Here is a 19,592-nt window from a genome sequence, read left to right as displayed (position 1 = left end):
GAATTTTACATATGTAGGCTACAAAAAACGTCAAGAAGTAATACCGGATAGCTCAGTGCAGCGAGTGGACAGTCCTCCGGCTTCCTTCACGTATAAAGGCGAGTTCGATAAGTATTACGTAAACCTCTACTACGAGAAAAAAGCCGAAGGCGTCATTCACGTCAAACATTTCACGAAAGACGGAGCCAGCTTAGCCTCCGTATTCCCGGATAAGGATATCCCTCTGAATAAAGGGGATGAGGTCCCATTAGAACATCCGGAAAACAGCGCATACGGCTATTTGGGTTACAAAAAAACCACCACTGGCGTCGAGCCATCCAAGTCCCCTCCCTATACCGAAGGAGATTTTGGAGACTTGAAGTACAATGGTGAGTTTACAGAGATGTACATGTATTACTTCTACGACATCCAGAGCGATGGCAAAATCCATGTGCGGCATATGGTTCGGGCCGGACCGAGTGGGAGTTACGTCCAGAAGGATCAATCGATCATTCCCGTCACGCCGCTCTCGAGTACGGCCAGGACGCAGTCCGTCAGCGCGGATGCGAAATATGGATCGATTGAAGGCTACAGCCTAAGCTACTCGGGCTATTCGGACACGGTCACTTCGGGCTCCAGTGCCAGCGTGTCGCTCAAGACGCCTAGTCCACAGGAGGCCTATGTTACGTTCTTCTATCAGGGCTCTGCGTCGTCTGCCATTACGGGCGATTTTGAAATTCTGCCTGGCAAAATAACTTACCGCGACTCGTTCACGCTGCGCCCGAAGAACATCGTCGTCACCGGTTGTATCTATCAATATCATTATTTCCGCATCACGAAGGACGGTTTCACCGCCGCCACCGATAAGGTCTACGGCGCGACAAAGGATCTCATCGTCACGGAATCCAATTATCCGTACTCCTTAGGTGTCGGCACGAACGACGTCACGATGGTGGTCGTAGCGGACTGCGGACAGAGCGATCCGATTGGGCCGAAGCCGCTGGAGGTGTTGGGACCGGCGAATAATTCGCCTCCTGAATTCCAGATCGGGTTCGTGGATCCGAGCGTTAGAACCCTACCTGTATACGAGGTGGTCGTGGGCACCAAAATGGATTTGGTCTACATCACGGATCTGTCCGTCCCGACGCCAACCGATCCCGACGGCGATGACTACTATTTCGATGGATTTGACTTTACCAACGGTTCGGAGTGGATTCAGTCGATCCCGACGAAGTATGCGAGCCGCGAATATACCGACGGCTACCACGGCATTACGATGGATGAACTCGGCCTGCATCGGGTCACTGCCAAAATGCACGATGAATGGGGCGCATCCACGACGGCGACGACCTACATAAGCGTTGTTCCGCCTAACCCTATCGCTGTTATTGATGGACCAACCGAAGTTGTGGAAGGGCGGCCGCTTGCCGCTGCTTTTTCGGCTGACCGCAGCTACAGTCCGATGAGACGGAAAATCGATCATACCCGCGATGAGTGGACGAATAAGCTCGATGTCTATACGACGCCGGGTACGGAAATCATTACGCTGCATGTGTATGATTCCGCAGGATTGAAGTCGGTCGATCCTGATCGGCATACGCTGACCGTCAAGCCGGATTTGCCGCCGGTTCCGGCGCTGAACTTTGCGTCGCCAACGATACGCGGAGCCACGCTTACTTTCCAGGAACGCTCCTACTCGCCGGACAATGATCAACTAGTCACGAAGAACATTTGGTACCAGTATGATCAAGATAACGATGGCAACTATGAGGAGGAGAAGAAGCTGCCGGTGTCGCTGAACGGCGACCGCAACTTCACCTTCTCTGCCAACAAGGTCGGCAAATACCGCTTTAGCATCTACCTGAAGGAAGATTGGGGCAGGGATGCGGAGAAAACATGGATACTGAATGTCGTCAATGACAGCCCAACCGTTAACTTCGAAGTATCTTCGGAAAGCAAAGAGCCGACGATTATTCCTTCCGTACCGCTGTCTCCAACAGCGATCGTACAGGGCTCGGCATGGACGAACAGCGACCTTGCCGGCAGTAAGGCCAAGCGTTGGTCGGTCAATCCCATTACCGGCGCCCTAGCCCATAATACATCCGGGGCAAGCGAGAGCCTTAGCGACAAACTCGGACCTGTTCAGACCGATCTGAAGGTATCGCATCTTGATTTGTACACGAACCAGGCACCGACCTATCTGGACGATGGCTTGGTCTATACTTATTATCAGGCTGCAGCCACGTCCAGCTCCACGTCCAGTTATGACATCTCCCTGCTTGGGACAGCGGGCACGTATGGATCGACGAATCAGCGCAGCGGAGAATATTTCGACCTGTACGACAGGCATACGAAGACCGCATATGTACACAGAGTCGTCAGCAATGTAACCAAATATTACTCGTATACGCAGCAGCAATTCGCAACTACGGGCTCGACGCCGAAGGAAGTGGCGGCCCTGCCGCTCGGACCCGCCTACGGTTTGCTCTCGACTGCCTATGGAGCGTTTGCTCCAAGCGTCACGGGTTCGGGTACGTCTGCCACGTATTGGATTACGCCGCTCAGTTGGGCCTTCGGGACGGCGGAGGGCAATAAGCTCCAGGTGTCGGCCGAGGCTTACGATGTGATGCGTCTTGGCAAGCAAGATTCGAATTTCAACCGGCATTATTACAATTCGCCGACGTACACGTACTACAAATTCAATCCGGTCTCCAACACGCTGACGACCATGAAGAGTAAGCTTCAACCGAATAATCTGAGCGCTTATCATCCGTACATGGACGGCAAGTATCTCATAACGGAGAGCCAATTCAACTACCCGGTCGGGATGGCCGCCTTCAATACGGACACCGGCGAACGGACGGATTACCTGGAAGATGTCGTAGGCTCCGTCTATGTACATGACATCATTCTTACCGGTGCGGGCAAAGCGGCGTACACGTTGACCGATGAAGGGAGATTTAAGCTGTTATGGCAAACGACGGATGGCTACGAGAAGGTTACGGATCTCGACAGCGAAGGGTATTTCTATGTCACGGAGGCCAAGAAGCTGTACCGGGTTCAGTCGCGGACCGGCAACCGTAATTTTGTCTATGATCTGACCGACATCTGGGAGGATAACTATCGGACCTCAGAGACCAATGTGAATCAGTATCGGCGCAAATTTTACCTCGATCTGGACGGCGCGATCACGATGTTCCAATATTACAATCGGTCGGACAACGGGAAGATGTCGGGACGAGAAGCTTATTTTCTTGCCAGCCCGCGCAACTCTTCGGCAATCAACCATATCGATCAGCAGCAGTTGCTCGGCAATCTGCCGCTTCAGAATGCACAGTATACGTTCAAAGTGCGTCTGAACGATTTCCCGTTCTCGACCGATGACCGGTATGTCGGATTCGGCTTCCATGCCGCAGACAGCCGCAATTTGTACCGGCTCGAATTGAACTTGAACGGACTACGGCTCATGAAGGTCGAGAACGGCATCCGGTCCGTTATCGCCAAAACGGATTATCCGATCGAGCGGCGAACGCTGTACCCGATCCGCATTCAAGTGCTGGACGGCCGCATTCGGGCTTATATCAACAATGTTCCTGTCATGGATGTGGTTGATGGCACCTTCGACAAAGGTTTCTTCGGGCCGTATTCGGAATTGCCGACAACCGAGTTCATGTCGATGTCCTATTCTGACCTGACGCCGATCAGTTCGACCTCGAAGCTGCAAGGCATTGCCATTGCCGGCGACGAGATGATCTATTCCGTCACGACAGAGGACCCCGAGAACGACCCGATGGTTACGGCCTACACGAAGTGGCGGTACGACCATCTGGCTCAGAAGTTCCTGGATGCGGGGGATGGCAAATCCGGCATCTCTGCCCATGACGGCAAGACATTCACGACGCCGTTGAACATGCTCGACAAGGTAGGTTCGTATCAAATTTCGTATACGGTCAAAGACGAGCCGAACCTGATCTATCCTTACCCGGCAAGCGACTTCGAGGAATACCGGAAGAGCTCGAATCAGGTCATCCGCCAGCTGATCGTCCATCGGCGTCCGGTCGCCGATTACGATATCGGTTTCGATACCGACAACACGGTCAAGTGGACGGACAGGAGCCATGATCCGGACCGATATTTGAGCGCCGCCATTTACTCGACGGAGGCGACAGGCATCAATTATTTGACGACCAAAGGCATCCTGCAGAAGAAGTTCTATTACATCACGCCATCGGGTCTAACCGTCAACCAGAAGCTGGTCGTGCCTGAAGAAATCGGCGAATATACCGTCGGGATGGCGGTCAAGGACGAGTACGATGCATGGAGCGCTTGGGTGGAGAAAAAGATAACGGTCGCCTCGATCCCGCAGCCGGACGAACCGCCGACGGCAGGCTTTACGCTCAGCACGCTGACGACCTATCGCGGCGTCAATGTGACGATTGCCTCCACAGCAAGCGACAAGGAAGACGGTGCAAGGGACAAGCTGCCGCACCAATATTACATTCGCGGGCTCAATCCGGCTTCTTACGAGACGCTGCAGAGCGCCGTCAGGACCAGCTGGACGAAAGCCTTCAGCTCCCTAGGTACGTTCCAGATTCGCCAGATGGTCGAGGACAGCAAGGGACAAACGGCAGAAGCCGTGCGAACGATCGAGATCGTGAACCGTGCGCCGGCTGCCCAGGTGACGCTGCCGAGCAGTATCGACCAGACCAAGCCGGATAAGCTGACCGAGCTTCGTCCCGCCTTCCGTTGGTTCTACGCGGATAATGACAACGACGCCATGACGAAATATCAGGTACGCGTCTACTTGTACGGCGGGACGATTCAGCAGGATTCCGGCATTGTAAGCGGCGCGTCGTTAACGTGGACGCCCGAGGCGGATTTACCCGAGAAAATCAATATGTTCGTTAGGGTTCGAGCTTACGACGGCTACGATTGGAGCGAATGGAGCGACGCGAAGTTCTTCTACATCGAAACGAACGAGACGCCGACGGCGGACTTCGATTGGTCGCCGAAGCCGGTGTACGAAGGCGATACGATCGTGATTACTCCTGCTGTAGCCGATCCGGACCTGGACGCCTTGTCGCTTCAATACGTCCTCACCGACCCGAGCGGCGACAAGTCCACGCGCAGCAGTACGTTGACTGCCCCTTACGGGACAAGCGGGCCGAGCTGGCAATTGGTGAAGACGGGGACCTATACGGTGTCGCTGACGGTCTCGGACGGCAAATCGGATCCGGTCACGGTCACTAAGACGATACAGGTTCTCCCGTTGCAGATTACCGGGCAGGTGCAACATACCGCCCAGTGGGACGAAAAGCGCAAGCAGTATAATCAGTCGGCGACGGGTACGAATGATTCTCCGCGCTCGGCGGGCACCTTCTGGGCCGGGGAGAAATTCATGCTGCAGGCACAGACGACCAGCACTTCCACCGAAACCAAGGCAGAGCGCGTCGAGGTTGCGATGGGCAGCTACCGCGCCGAACTGACCGCTAATTCAGCCAAAACGGCTTGGAGCGGCGAACTGTGGGACGAAGCTTTCGCCTCGTTAGAAGCTGGACCGGTTACGTTCGTATTTACGGCCTATTACACGAATGGCACGGTCAAGACAGCCTCCATTACGATCACGATCGCGGGCAATACGGGACAAACCTACGGCGTCCACCGCCAGCAATAAAGGCAATTATAGATTCTTGGTTTTGGAAAAAAGGTTGACAGATTTTGACGGGGCACGGTATAGTCGTACCAAGAAATCCACTAGGGGCGCCCGCATGGGCTGAGATAAGGCAAATCGTTGCCTTGGTCCCTTTGAACCTGATCTGGGTTATGCCAGCGTAGGAAAGTGGGAATGTTCGTGCGATTTAGCTTGCTTGCGCGTGTATGGCTCATGATGGAGATGATCATGGGATGCCATCGGCAGGCAGCTGACCATTCGCGGCCAAGGGGTTCCCCTTAGCGCGTATGGAACCAACGCCTAACAGACCGCTCCTTCGCCGGGAGCGGTTTTTTTGTGCGAATGTTGCGGAATTCGAGGTGCTTAAGCGCCTTCTTGCACGCCATCGCACGATTCGAGCAGCAGGACGATAGCGCATAAGGCGCGTTCGATCCTTGCGCCTGAAACCGTGAACGGAGAGGACGGCCTGAATTCCGAGAGCCCTATTCGCTCCATATGCGGTCCATGCTGCCAGTTAGCCGCATGGGACGGCAGCGGTGCGGGATCGGCCTTCTCCGGGCTTGCGTTCGCCGCCTTCCAACACTTAACTAACAGAGCCTCCTAGTGGATGATACGTAAATCCCTAGGAGGTTTTTTGACATGTCCATTCTAACAAGCGCGCTGCCGGGCAGCCGAAAAGTGTATGTGGAAGGCAGCCGTTCGGATCTGCAGGTGCCCATGCGGGAGATTGCGCTGGAGCCAAGTTCCGTGCGCGGGACGCTGGAAGAGAATTCGCCGATTCGCGTCTACGATGCGAGCGGTCCCTATACGGACGAGAACTATGAAGCGGACGTTCGCTTCGGCTTGCCTGCCCTGCGCCGGGCGTGGATCGAGGAACGCGGCGATGTAGAGGCTTACGAGGGCCGTGAGATCAAGCCGCTCGACAACGGCTTCCACTCCGAGGAGACGCTGGCCAAGCGCGGAGCGGAAGTGTTCCCGAACCTTGCGCGCATGCCGCTTCGCGCGCAAGAAGGCCGCAACGTGACGCAGCTGCATTACGCTCGCCAAGGGATGATTACGCCGGAGATGGAATACATCGCGATTCGCGAGGGGATGACGCCGGAGTTCGTGCGCAGCGAGATTGCTGCCGGCCGAGCGATCATTCCGGCGAATATCAACCATCCCGAGAGCGAGCCGATGATTATCGGACGGCATTTTCACGTGAAGATCAATGCCAACATCGGCAATTCGGCCGTAGCTTCCTCGATCGAGGAAGAGGTTGAAAAGATGACGTGGGCAACCCGGTGGGGCGCCGATACGATCATGGATCTGTCGACGGGCAAGAACATCCATACGACGCGCGAGTGGATCGTCCGCAACTCTCCGGTTCCGGTCGGTACGGTGCCGATCTACCAGGCGCTCGAGAAAGTGGACGGCAAGGCGGAAGACCTGTCTTGGGAAGTGTTCCGCGACACCTTGATCGAGCAAGCCGAGCAGGGCGTCGATTACTTCACGATCCACGCCGGCGTGCTGTTGCGCTATATCCCGCTGACGGCCAAGCGCGTAACGGGTATCGTATCGCGCGGGGGCTCGATTATGGCCGCATGGTGCTTGGCGCATCACAAGGAGAACTTCCTGTATACGCACTTTGAGGAAATTTGCGAAATCATGAAGCGCTACGATGTCTCGTTCTCGCTCGGTGACGGCTTGCGCCCGGGCTCCATCGCGGATGCGAATGACGCGGCTCAATTCGGCGAATTGGAGACGCTCGGCGAGTTGACGAAGATCGCTTGGAAACACGACGTGCAGGTCATGATCGAAGGCCCGGGCCATGTGCCGATGCACTTGATCAAGGAGAACATGGATAAGCAGCTTGAGCTCTGCCAAGAGGCACCGTTCTATACGCTCGGGCCGCTGACGACCGATATCGCTCCAGGCTATGACCATATTACCTCCGCGATCGGCGCCGCGATGATCGGCTGGTTCGGCACGGCGATGCTGTGTTACGTCACGCCGAAGGAACATCTGGGATTGCCGAACAAGGAAGACGTGAAGGAAGGCGTCATTACATACAAAATCGCCGCCCATGCCGCCGATTTGGCCAAAGGCCATCCGCGAGCGCAGCTGCGAGACAACGCGTTGTCGAAGGCGCGCTTCGAATTCCGATGGCGCGACCAGTTCCACCTGTCGCTCGATCCGGAGCGGGCGATGGCTTACCACGATGAGACGCTGCCGGCGGAAGCGGCCAAATCGGCGCATTTCTGCTCGATGTGCGGCCCGAAATTCTGCAGCATGCGCATTACGCAAGATATTCGCGATTACGCGGCGGAGCACGGTCTGGAGACAACGGAAGCGATTGAGAGCGGAATGAAGGAAAAAGCCGAAGCATTCAAGGCGGCAGGCAGCTCGATTTATGCCTAACGAGGCGCGAAGCACATCGCCGGCCCCAGCGCCTAAATGGCCGGATCGTTATTCCCGCCAGACCCGGTTTGCCCCGATCGGGACAGCCGGGCAGCGTAAGATTGGCGAAGCCGCCGTGCTGATCGTCGGCTGCGGGGCGCTCGGCGCATCGCTTGCCCAGCATATGGTGCGCGCCGGCGTCGGCCTTGTCCGGATCGTCGATCGGGACTATGTGGAGCCGAGCAATTTGCAGCGCCAAATGCTGTTCGACGAAGCGGATGCGCTGGCGTCTTGGCCCAAGGCGGTTGCCGCGGCGAATAAGCTTGCGCGAATCAATAGCGAAATCCGGATCGAGCCTCACGTGCTCGATGTGACCGCCGCGAACGTGCAAGCCATTACGGCTGACGTCGATCTTGTGCTTGATGGCACCGACAATGCCGCGGTCCGGCTGCTGCTCAGCGATCAATGCTTCTTGCGCGGCATTCCGTTCCTGTACGGCGGAGTGACCGGGGCGATAGGCATGAGCGCAATGCTGCTCCCGGGCGAGACCGCTTGTCTTCGCTGCTTGATCGGCGGCGATGAAGACGGAGAAGCCGTGGACTCCTGCGATACGATCGGCGTTATCTCGCCGGCCGTGGAATGGGTGGCGGCGATTCAGGCTGCAGAAGCATTCAAATGGCTGACCGGAAATAAGGAGGCGCGCCGTCGTACGTGGTTGACCGCGGATCTGTGGAACTACCGGACGACGGAAGCGGCGCTTCCCGGACCTACGGGTTCCTGCCGAATCTGCGGCGATCGGCATGCAGATCAGCAGCGGAAGCCGACCGAGTCCTCCTACGCGGCTATACCAACAGTCGAATCACATGAGCCTGTATATGCCGCGGCTCTATGCGGCAGGGATACGGTCCAGGTGACGATGGGATTCGCCATAACGCTAGAACAAGCGCACAAGAAGCTTGCTGCGCTTGGCTGCGAAGTGTCAGCCAATCCTTATCTCGTTCGCGCACAGCTGGAGGAAGGGGGGCGGCTCGTGCTGTTCCCCGACGGGCGCGTGCTAGTTCAAGGGACGCAGGACCCCGAACGGGCCGTTCAGCTGTGCAGCCAATATATATCTAAGATGGAGCAAGGAGGTCAGCCACTGGAATGGGCAAACCGAACATAACCTTTCGTCTCTATGCCATAACAGGCGAGAATTATCATCCTGGGCGCAGCATGGTCAGCGTCATGGAGCAAGCGATCCGCGGCGGTGCGGACATTATTCAGCTGCGGGCCAAAGATACGTCCAAGCGTGAGCTGTTGGCGCAAGCCTATGCGCTTCGGGAACTGACGCGCAGGTACGACGTGCCGCTGCTCATCAACGATCACATAGACGTTGCGCTGGCCGCTGAAGCGGATGGCGTTCATCTCGGCCAGGAAGATCTTCCGCTTGCGGAAGCTCGCCGCATCCTTGGGGAGGATCGCATCATCGGCATCTCGACCCACAATATTGCGCAAGCACTCGAAGCGCAGGCGGGCGGCGCGGATTATATCGGCGTAGGTCCCGTCTACCCGACGGGGACGAAGCCGGGCAGGCAGGCGGTCACGACGGACTATGTCCGTGAAGCTGCAGCGCAAGTCCGCATCCCGTTCGTAGCTATCGGCGGCATTACGCTGGATAACGTGGACGCCGTGCTGGAAGCGGGAGCAACCCGGATCTGCGCAGTGTCGGCCATCGTCGGCAGCGATCAGCCGGCCGAGACCGCCCGCGCGTTCAAGCAGCGGATTCGCGCTTACAACGCGCATGGCGCCAGCGCGTCCAGCTTGAAGCAGGTCCTGATCAACGGCAGGCAGGAGTGGACGGACGCCGTTACGATTGCGGGTCTCGTCGAGCAATACGGCCTTGGCGCCAAGCGGATCGTCGTGGAGCTTAACGGCGTTATTCTCGCGCGCGAAGCTTGGTTACACACGAGCGTGGATGAAGGCGCGAAGCTGGAGCTCGTTCATTTTGTAGGGGGAGGCTGATTCGATGACTTACACCATGAACACCGAGCATGATCCGCTGGTGATCGGCGGCGTACGACTAGCGTCGCGGTTCTTCCTCGGAACCGGCAGATTCCCAAGTCCGGCTGTCCTTCAGGAGGCGCTGACGGCCTCTAAGGCAGAGGTCGTTACGTTCGCGGTCCGCAGAGTCAATCTTGATTTTGCGGAAGACGACTCGGTCTTGCAGCATTTTGCCGACAGGAAGCTGACCTATCTGCCGAATACATCGGGAGCGTCGAGCGCAGAGGAGGCGGTCCGGATCGCCAGGCTTGCGCGCGCAGCCGGCCTTGGCAATTGGATCAAGGTAGAGATCAGCGCGAATCCGCGCACGCTGCTGCCCGACCCGATCGAGACGCTGAAGGCAACGGAGCAGCTGGCCGCCGAAGGTTTCGTCGTGCTGCCCTACACCTCGGATGACCCGATTCTGTGCAAAAGATTAGAGGAAGCCGGCGCGGCGGCCGTCATGCCTGGCGGCGCCCCGATCGGCTCGGGCCTCGGCATTCTGAATCCGTACAACATCGGACTCATCGCCGAAGATGCGAATGTCCCTATTATCGTCGATGCGGGAATCGGTTCTGCAGGCGACGTCGTGCAAGCGATGGAACTTGGAGCAGATGGCATACTGGTCAACACGCCGGTTGCCAAAGCGGTAGATCCCGTCGCCATGGCTTATGCCATCCGGCTCGCGGTAGAAGCCGGCCGCGCCTCCTATCTGGCCGGGCGGATACCGAAACGCCGCTATGCATCCGCCAGCAGCGAGCAAGCAGGCGTATCGCCGCTATCCGGCTCTGATCCGCTATCTGCAAGCGCCCTCCGGCAGAGTGAAGCGGATGCATACGCCCATGAAGCAGCCGTTACGATGGCACAGAATATGCGAACGCATCAATCGAGCCCGGAAGCCCTGCGCGGGGAGGAAAAAGGCCTTGTCTGAGCAGGTGCTTGTATTGGGCGGAGGAATCATCGGTCTATCCTGCGCCTTCGAGGCGCTGCGGGGCGGGGCGTCGGTCACGGTTATCGAGCCGGGCTATTTCGGCGGCCAGGCATCCGGCGCTGCGGCAGGCATGCTCGCCCCGTTCACCGAGAATCCGGAACAGCCGGACGCCTTTTTCCGGCTCTGCCTCGACAGCCTGAATGCCTATGCCGCATGGGCGTCCGACATTGAAGCGGTATCGGGCATCGATGTCGAGCTGCAACGTTCAGGAAGCTTAACGGTTGCGCTCCATGAAGCGGATTTGCTGCCGCTGCAGAGCCGAATGGCCTGGCAGCAACCGTTCGGAGCCCGAGCGGAGCTGGTGCAAGGCGGTCGGCTCTCCGAGCTGGAGCCGCTGCTTGTTCGCGAAGCGTTGGCGGCGGTGTATTGTCCTGCCGAGCAGCATGTCTACGCGCCGAAGCTGGTCGAAGCATTGGAGAAAGCTTGCCGCAGACTTGGGGCCAGAATGGTTGACCATGCGGGAGAAATTAAGGTCCAGCACCTTACGGGAGGAACCGGAGGTATTCGGATCGAGACGTCCCAAGCCGGTACCTACAACGGCGATCGCCTAATTGTATGCGCAGGAGCATGGGCATGCCATTACGCAGAGGCATTCGGGATGCCCATGCCGATTCACCCGATACGGGGACAGATATGCGCGTATGAGGTGCCATATGGCGAAGTTCGCCATATGGTATTCTCCAGCCAAGCCTATTGGGTCGGCAAAAAGAACGGCACGCTCGTCTGCGGCGCATCCGAGGATGTCGCCGGCTACGATACTTCCGTAACCGACAAGGGCATCAGCCGCTTGAAGCGCTGGGGCCCGCGCGTATTGCCGTTCCTGCATGACCAAGAACCGAATCATACCTGGGCAGGTCTGCGTCCGGCAACACGGGACGGTTGGCCGCTGATCGGACAGCTTCAGGAGCAGCCGGAAGTGATTATTGCAGCCGGCCATTACCGCAACGGGATTCTGCTCAGCCCGATCACAGGGCAGGTAGTCGGGGATCTGCTGGCAGGTCGCGCTCCCGCCACACCAATTGAGCCATTCACGCCTGCACGGTTCGCGGCCGCGATGGGAAGGAGAAGAGCATGACGAACAGTAGAGCGTGGGCGCGCGTGCTGACGATTGCCGGGTCGGACAGCGGTGGCGGAGCGGGCATACAAGCCGATCTGAAGACATTCCAAGAACTCGAAGTATTCGGAATGAGCGCGATTACGGCGGTAACGGCGCAGAACAGCGTCGGGGTGCACGGGGTCTATCCGTTGCCCGTCGAAGCTGTCGTGCAGCAGATCGACGCCGTACTTGGCGATATGGGCGCAACGACGGTGAAGACAGGCATGCTGCTGTCGCCCGACATCGTCGCCTGTACCGTGGAAGCTATTCGAAGACATCGCCCGGAGCATGTCATCGTCGACCCGGTCATGATCGCCAAGGGCGGATCTCCGCTGCTGCGGCAAGAGGCGGTGGACGTGCTGCGCGGCGAGCTGCTCCCGCTCGCTTCCGTCGTGACGCCGAATCTGCCCGAAGCATGCGAGCTGCTCGGCATCGAACGGGACGCGATCCGGTCGGTCGCCGACATGGTCAAAACGGTGGATCGTCTGCTTGCGTTAGGGCCGAAGTACGTATTGCTTAAAGGAGGGCATCTGGAGGAATACTCCAGCGAGAATGATGCCTTATCCAGCAAAGAGGCAATCGATGTGCTCGTTGGACCCGGACTCGCGGAGCCGGTCCTCCTGCAAGCTCCCCGATATGCGACGAAGCATACGCATGGAACGGGCTGTACGACGGCCGCGGCGATTGCGGCTTTCGTTGCACGCGGACGTTCGATTCCCGAAGCGGCGCGCGAGGCCAAGCAATTCGTGACGGCCGCGATCGCCGCAGCCGGCCCGATGGGCCGAGGAACGGGAACGCTGTGGCACGCCGCGCATCGGCAGCTGCAGATGCAGCGCAGCTAATAGGAAAGCCGACCGGCATGGACGCCGGTCGGCTTTTCTTCATGTATCGAGTCGGACTAACGTTTCGCTCGTCAGGCGGATCGGCCCCGTACGGACCAGGCGGATCACCATGTTGGCGAATTCCTCGGGAGACAGCTGGGCACCTTCGTTCAGCCAATGACTGAGGAACCCGAGATTCGCCGCCGAAACATACGCGATCAGATAATCTCTCGGAATGTTGAGCCGTTCTTCCTCGAACTGCCAGAACGGCAGCTTGCGCAGCAGCTCGTCCTCGATCAGTACAATGAACTGATCCGCGAACGAGGAATCGCCGCCGGGACCAAGCAGCCGCAGAATGGTCTCGCTATGCTCCGCGATATAAGCGTAGACATCGATCAGGCTGGGATGCGCCAGATCCGTCAACGCTTGTTCCATCATCTGTTGGACATCCACCTGGCTCATCAATTCGCGCAAGCCTTGGAGCAGCTCGTTCTTCTCCTGCTCGACCATATCGGGGACGTCTTTATAGTGGAGATAAAACGTTCCGCGATTGATGTCTGCGCGGCTCGTCAGATCGCTGACCGTGATCTGTTCGAGTCCTTTTTCTTTCATGAGGCTGAGCAGCGCTTGACGCAGCAGCGCTCGGGTGCGCAATTTGCGTCTATCCATTTTATCGGGCATAATCCACCATCCGTGTGTGAGATTGAATTGTATTGAGTGAGGGAAAGAGGTCAAAAGGCTTACTCTTCAATTATGTATCGGTTCCATCTGCCTATTTTTTAATAATAAATGGTAAAAAGATACCGTCTGTAATCATCTGGGCCTGAAACCTATAGCGTATGTGTCATGTTCTAGCATTTTCCATATGAGAAAAAGCTATGCACCGCTTCAGGAACAGCTGGCCATTAGATGCATTGCCTCGCCATCTTCATTGACAGTGATAATCATTATCATTAAAATGGAATAAGATGGCCGATCACATAAAAGGCCCAACTGTGCATATAAGCGAGGAGTTGAATATAGCAATGCTGCCCGATTCCTATAGAAGCTGGCAATCCCGTCCTGTTCATTTTTCATCCGTTAAGGTGCAGGCAGATCGATCGCTCTTTGCTGCGTCGCCGGGCAAAGGGATTTTTCATAAAGAAGAGCATGGGGAATGGAACGCCATCTCCGAAGGGTTGCCGAAGGAAGCTACCGTCAACCGGTTGCAAGTCATCGACGGCAAGCTGTTTGCTTGCACGAGCAAAGGGCTATTCCGCCTGCACAAGCAGCGTTGGCAGGATACCGAAGTTCCGCACGGCTGTTATCAATACAAGGAGGAGTGGGGATACTCCTTCGCGGCCACGCAGCAGGGGCTTGTCTATCGTACTGGCGACGTATGGAAAATCTCGGCCTACGAAAGCAATACCGTCTATGATTTCTTGTTCACGCCGCAGTACCTGTATATCGGATTAGATCATGGCGTCGGCATGTACGACAGAATGACCGACCGCTGGGCGAACTTTAATCTTGGCGTCGGGGTGACGAGCCTGGCCGCGGATCGTGAACATTTGGTCGGAGCGAGCGAGCGCGGGGAGTTGATCGTCAGCAACGGCAAAGGCGGCTTCGAGACGATCCGTTTCGGCGATATGTTCATCTTCTCCGTCGTAACGCGTCTGCCGCATGTATACGCATGCACCGATAAAGGTCTGTTCCGTCTAGGACGTCTCGGCGATCGCCTGACGCTGTTCTCGTTGAAGCCCGGCGTACCGGTTACCGACGTCGACTGGCATGGAACCGAGTTGTATATGGCCACGCTGTCCAAAGGGATTCAGACGATGAAAGCGTAAGTTTTTTGTTCTTTTCGCCCTTTCGCCCAAGCGAACCTGTGACCTGCCTATAGGTGAATGCATAGAATGCTTATGACATTCGAGGTGTGAGAAGGAGAGGGCTATGGCGAAGAGCAGGAAAGGAAAGGGCGCAAAGGGGCAACGGCCGTTATTTTACGTGGATAATCCGAATGATTCGGAACTGAAATGGCTAGATGAGCTGAAAAAGAAGCAAGCTGCTTCGGCTTCAGCTAGGAACAACGTCAAAGCCGATGATAGGCAGCTTCATCTCAATGCCGCCGCTTTGGCTGAAGCACCGGCTGAATCCGCTGCTTCAGATCAGCAGCCCGAGCGTAAGCTCATCGAGAACGCAACAACGGAATCAGAGTCACTGCCAGAGGAAGTCGCTGCATCGGCTCAGGAGGAGCCGGCAGAAGAGGTGCCTGCTGAAGAACCGGGACTAACACGCGAGATCCGGGAGGAGATTGCGGCCGAGCGCAGACCCGAGGCTCCGGTTCCATTCGTGTATACCGATGATCTGGCCGATGATGCGGTTACGGCCGAGAAGCTGGCGCCAGGTTCCGTTGATTCCACTCGTCTGGGACGCGGCAGCGTTATTACGCAGTCGATTGCGGATTATGCGGTCGAGAGCATCAAACTGGCGGATGGTGCGGTAACGGGTTCGAAGCTTGCAGAGGAATCGGTAACCAGCGACCATCTCGTGCCAGGCGCGGTTACGGGAGCCAAAATCGGGGACCGTACGATCACCGGCGACAAACTCAAAGATGGCAGCATTACGCCCGATAAGTTGGCTGACCGGGCCATTGGACCGGACAAAATCGCCGAAGGCTCGATTGAGACGAAGCATCTGAAGCCTTTCATCGTCTCGGCGGACCTGATCGAAGATCAAGCGATTACGAGCAGTAAAATCAAAAGCGGAGCCGTCCGCGCCGAGAACTTGGCGGGCGAATCCGTCAACACATCGAAACTGGCCGATGGCGCGGTAACGCGTTCGAAGCTGCGGGATCAATCGGTCACCACCGATAAGCTGGCTGCAGGCGCAGTCGACTCCGTCCATCTGAAGCCAGGCTTGCTGCTTGCCGAACACGTCGCTGCCGGAGTATTGCTGGGAAAGCATTTGGCTCCGGGCGAAATCGAATCCGCGCATCTGGCAGAAGGCGCGGTCGGGGCAAGGGAACTGCAGGGCGGAGCCGTAAAAACCGAAGCATTGGCACAGGGATCCGTCGGAGCGCTGCAACTTCAGGAAGGAGCCGTCGAGTCGGCAGCAATCGGTGAGCACGCCGTTGAGACGCATCATCTGAACGATCAAGCGGTCACTTCGCCTAAGCTAGCGGATATGTCGATCACGACGATCAAGCTGGCCGATCATGCGGTTACCTCTTCGAAGATCGCTGATCAGAGCATTGGCGCCTCCAAGTTGAGCGAGTTTGCCGTGCTAGGGCGCCATCTGGGCCGCAATTCCGTAAACAGCGACAAAATCGCGGATGGTTCGATCGAAGCTCGCCATATCGGTTATGGATCCGTCAATTCAGCAAGCCTCACGGATGGCAGCGTCGAAGAGAAGCATTTGGCAAGCGAGTCGGTCACGTCCCGGAAGCTCGCCAAGGAGGCCGTCCAGAAGAAGCATCTGGCGGGCGAAGCCGTCGGCGAGAAGCAGCTGGCTCCCGGCGCCGTATCGACAAGCAAGCTTGCGGACGGCAGCGTTACGACAGATAAGCTGGCTCCTTATACCGTGAACGGCAAGCATCTGATCGATGAATCGGTTACGTTCGAGAAGATCGCTCCGGAATCGGTACGCGCGTTCCATCTGGCCGCTGCATCGGTGACCGAGGAGTCGATCGCGCTCGAATCGATCGCGCCTTGGCATCTACAACCGGGATTAATCGCACCTGAGCATCTGTCCGAGGGATCCGTCGGTTCCGCGGTATTGCAGGACGGCGCGGTCAAATCCGCCAAGTTGGCTCCTCAATCCGTGACGGAGCGCCATCTGGGCAACGGTGCGGTCTATTCGCATCACCTTGCCGACCATGCGGTGAATTCCCTCAAGCTGTCTCCGGAGAGCGTGTCGACCGATAAGCTGACAGACGGGGCCGTTACGGCGGCGAAGCTGTCGGATGGTTCGGTTACGAGCACGAAGCTTGGCGCACAGGCGGTCACGGGCGACCAACTTGCGGAGCAATCAGTGAGCAGCCTTCATCTGGCATCTGGCGCTGTAGACAGCCGAGTTATCGCACGGGATGCCATTACAAGCGACCATCTGGCCGACGGAGCCGTAGGCTCATTCGCCTTGGCGGACGGCGCGGTTGCCGGCAGCAAGCTGGCGTCAGGTACAGTGGAAGCCGGGCATCTGGCGGATGAGGCAATAGGTTCCCGCCACTTGGCGGAGCGCATCGTGCATAGCGGACATCTGGCAGCAGCAAGCGTGCATGAGGAACACTTAAGCGACCAGTCCGTGACGGCTTCGAAGCTGTCGGCGGAAAGCGTAGGCGCGGATCAGCTGCAAGCCGATGCCGTAAGCTCCAAGGCGATACAGGCGGGGGCCGTTCAAGGAGCGCATATCGCACAGAAGTCGATCACGCACGGACATCTGGCACCGCAATCGGTCGGCCGTGCACAAATTCGCGAGGGCAGCGTTGGCGCTGAGCATCTCACAGCGTCGTCAGTCAGCACCGAGCAACTGGCGAATGGCGCGGTTACGAAGGAGAAACTGGCGTCCCAATCCATCTCCGGCGAACACTTGCTGCTGGAGACGATTACCGGCAAGCATCTGAAGGCCGAGTCGATCCAGAGCTATCATATCCGCAAAGGGGCCGTCACGCAGGCTCATCTGGCGCCTGAGGTATTGGCCGCTTCCAAAATTCATGACGGCAGCATCGTCGGCAGCAAAATCAAAGCCGGCGAGATCGGCACAACTCATTTGGCAAAAGAGGCCGTGACGCAAGCCCATCTCGCGGCAGACTCGGTCACAGGCACGCAATTGGCCGAAGGTGTCGTAACGAGCGCGCATCTAGCCGAAGGTGCCGTCACAGCCGCGCATCTCGCAGCTAATTCCGTAACGGGCGAACAACTGGCTGATGCCGCGGTCAATAGCGTGCATCTGGCTGAAGGCTCCGTATCGGCAGCTCATCTCGCGGCAAACTCGGTGACGGGCGTACAGTTGGCCGAAGGCGTGGTAACAAGCTCGCATTTGGCGGACGGTTCGGTGAAACAGGAGCATTTGGCAGAAGGTGCCGTAACGGCAGCACAATTGGCAGCCGACTCCGTGACAGGCGTTCAGATAGCGGAAGGTTCCGTATCCGGTGAGCATTTGGCCGCCGGAGCCGTATCCGAAACGCATCTCGCACCGGGCGCGGTCACGCAGACGCACTTAGCCGCCGATTCGGTCACCGGCATTCAGCTGGCTGAAGGCTCCGTATCCGGAGCTCATCTGGCAGCCGGCGCAGTAGCGCAAACGCATCTGGCGAACGGCGCCGTCACAGGGGATCAATTGGCTGACGGTTCGGTTTCGAGTGCGCATCTCGCTGCCGGCTCCGTGACACAGGCTCATTTGGCACCTGACTCGGTATCTGGCGTGCAATTGGCTTCAGGATCCGTAAATGGCGAGCATCTGGCCGAAGGTGCCGTATCCGGAGAGCATCTGGCTGCGGGTTCCATCGCGAGCGGACATTTGGCCGCGGATTCGGTTACCGGTGTGCAACTAGCCGAGGGTTCGGTGTCGAGCGCGCATCTGGCTGAAGGCTCTGTTACGCAGGCGCATCTGGCCGAAGACGTGTTTAAGGGACTTCAGTTGGCCAAAGGTGCCGTGTCCGGCGAACATGTAGCCGCTGGATCGATCTCGAACGGGCATCTGGCCGCGGATTCGGTTACCGGCGTGCAATTGGCCGAGGGTTCGGTGTCGAGCGCGCATCTGGCTGAAGGCTCTGTCACGCAGGCGCATCTGGCGGCAGACGTGATTACCGGCATGCAGTTGGCTAAAGGTGCCGTGTCGGGCGAGCACCTGGTTGCGGGTTCCGTCGTAAGCGGACATTTGGCCGCGGATTCCGTCACCGGCGTGCAACTGGCCGAGGGCTCGGTGTCGAGCGCGCATCTGGCTGAAGGCTCTGTCACGCAGGCGCATCTGGCGGCAGAAGCAGTTACAGGCGCGCAGCTTGCCAAAGGTTCCGTTACGGGCGAACACCTCGCATCAGGCGCTGTCACGGAAGCCCATCTGGGGGCGAATGTCGTTACTGGCGTCCAATTGGCCAAAGGTTCCGTATCGGTTGAGCATCTGGCCGCGGATTCGGTCACGGGACTCCATTTGGCTGAGAATGCGGTATCGAGCGCGCATCTGACGCTTGGCTCCGTGACGCAGGCGCATCTGGCCGCAGACGTGATCTCCGGTATGCAATTGGCCAAAGAAGCCGTAACCAGCGAATACCTCGCATCAGGTGCGGTTAAGACGGTCCATCTCGCCGCAGATTCGGTCACAGGCGTGCAATTGGCTGAGAGTGCGGTGTCGAGCGCGCATCTGGCATTAGGCTCAGTGACGCAGGCGCATCTGGCCGCGGACGTGGTCTCCGGTATGCAGCTGGCCAAAGAAGCCGTAACCGGCGAGCATATCACGGCAAGTTCCATCACGTCGGCACATTTGGCGTCCGATTCGGTGACAGGCGTGCAACTAGCCGAAGGTTCCGTGTCGAGTGCGCATCTGGCTGCAGGGGCTGTAACGCAGGCCCATCTTGCTGCGAGTTCGGTAACAGGCGCGCAGCTGGCCAAAGAAGCCGTAACCAGCGAGCATATCGCGGCAAGTTCCGTGACGTCGGCCGCA

General features: G+C 57.8%; 9 protein-coding genes, 1 pseudogene and 1 riboswitch. Of the genes and pseudogenes, 9 read left to right on the top strand and 1 reads right to left on the bottom strand.

From position 1 onward, the window contains the following. The first annotated feature begins 55 nt into the window (after window positions 1–55). The 7 genes and pseudogenes from FHS18_RS28130 (at window position 56) to thiD (ending at window position 12,977) form a co-directional block, all read left to right on the top strand. Window positions 56–5,653: a glycoside hydrolase family 78 protein gene (locus FHS18_RS28130; protein WP_183603720.1), complete on the top strand. Its 5,598-nt coding sequence runs from the start codon at window positions 56–58 to the stop codon at window positions 5,651–5,653. A 72-nt stretch (window positions 5,654–5,725) separates the two neighbouring features. Beyond that, a riboswitch (TPP riboswitch) is annotated at window positions 5,726–5,834 on the top strand. 455 nt (window positions 5,835–6,289) lie between these two features. Then, a complete protein-coding gene (gene thiC, locus FHS18_RS28125) occupies window positions 6,290–8,050 on the top strand; it encodes a phosphomethylpyrimidine synthase ThiC (protein ID WP_183603719.1) in 1,761 nt (586 codons plus the stop codon). Continuing rightward, window positions 8,043–9,191 carry a ThiF family adenylyltransferase gene (locus tag FHS18_RS28120; RefSeq protein WP_183603718.1) on the top strand — a complete coding sequence of 383 codons (1,149 nt, stop codon included), beginning with the start codon at window positions 8,043–8,045 and terminating at the stop codon, window positions 9,189–9,191. The genes thiC and FHS18_RS28120 overlap by 8 nt, the downstream gene beginning before the upstream one ends. Continuing rightward, a complete protein-coding gene (gene thiE / locus FHS18_RS28115; RefSeq protein WP_183603717.1) occupies window positions 9,173–10,030 on the top strand; it encodes a thiamine phosphate synthase in 858 nt (285 codons plus the stop codon). Before FHS18_RS28120 ends, thiE begins: the two co-directional genes overlap by 19 nt. A gap of 16 nt (window positions 10,031–10,046) precedes the next feature. Further along, window positions 10,047–10,808 (top strand): annotated as a pseudogene (locus FHS18_RS28110) (thiazole synthase); the annotation flags it as partial. 163 nt (window positions 10,809–10,971) lie between these two features. Next, window positions 10,972–12,114, top strand: a complete 1,143-nt coding sequence (gene thiO, locus FHS18_RS28105; RefSeq protein ID WP_183603716.1) for a glycine oxidase ThiO — start codon at window positions 10,972–10,974, stop codon at window positions 12,112–12,114. After that, the gene (thiD, locus tag FHS18_RS28100) at window positions 12,111–12,977 is read left to right on the top strand and encodes a bifunctional hydroxymethylpyrimidine kinase/phosphomethylpyrimidine kinase (protein ID WP_183603715.1); all 867 of its coding nucleotides are present in this window, start codon (window positions 12,111–12,113) and stop codon (window positions 12,975–12,977) included. The genes thiO and thiD overlap by 4 nt, the downstream gene beginning before the upstream one ends. 39 nt (window positions 12,978–13,016) lie before the next feature. Here the strand turns inward: thiD and FHS18_RS28095 are convergent, their stop codons facing one another. Further along, window positions 13,017–13,637, bottom strand: a complete 621-nt coding sequence (locus FHS18_RS28095) for a TetR/AcrR family transcriptional regulator (protein ID WP_183603714.1) — start codon at window positions 13,635–13,637, stop codon at window positions 13,017–13,019. A 344-nt stretch (window positions 13,638–13,981) separates the two neighbouring features. Between FHS18_RS28095 and FHS18_RS28090 the strand changes: the two genes are divergently transcribed. Then, window positions 13,982–14,785, top strand: a complete 804-nt coding sequence (locus FHS18_RS28090; RefSeq protein WP_183603713.1) for a hypothetical protein — start codon at window positions 13,982–13,984, stop codon at window positions 14,783–14,785. Window positions 14,786–14,888: 103 nt separating this feature from the next. After that, window positions 14,889–19,592: hypothetical protein (locus tag FHS18_RS28085; RefSeq protein WP_183603712.1), on the top strand; the 4,704-nt coding region annotated here is incomplete at its 3' end.

Origin of the sequence: Paenibacillus phyllosphaerae, from assembly GCF_014192105.1 — a bacterium.
GTDB lineage: Bacteria > Bacillota > Bacilli > Paenibacillales > Paenibacillaceae > Paenibacillus_Z > Paenibacillus_Z phyllosphaerae.
Note: the sequence above shows the minus strand (reverse complement) of the source record. Positions and strands in the feature narration are given on the sequence as shown.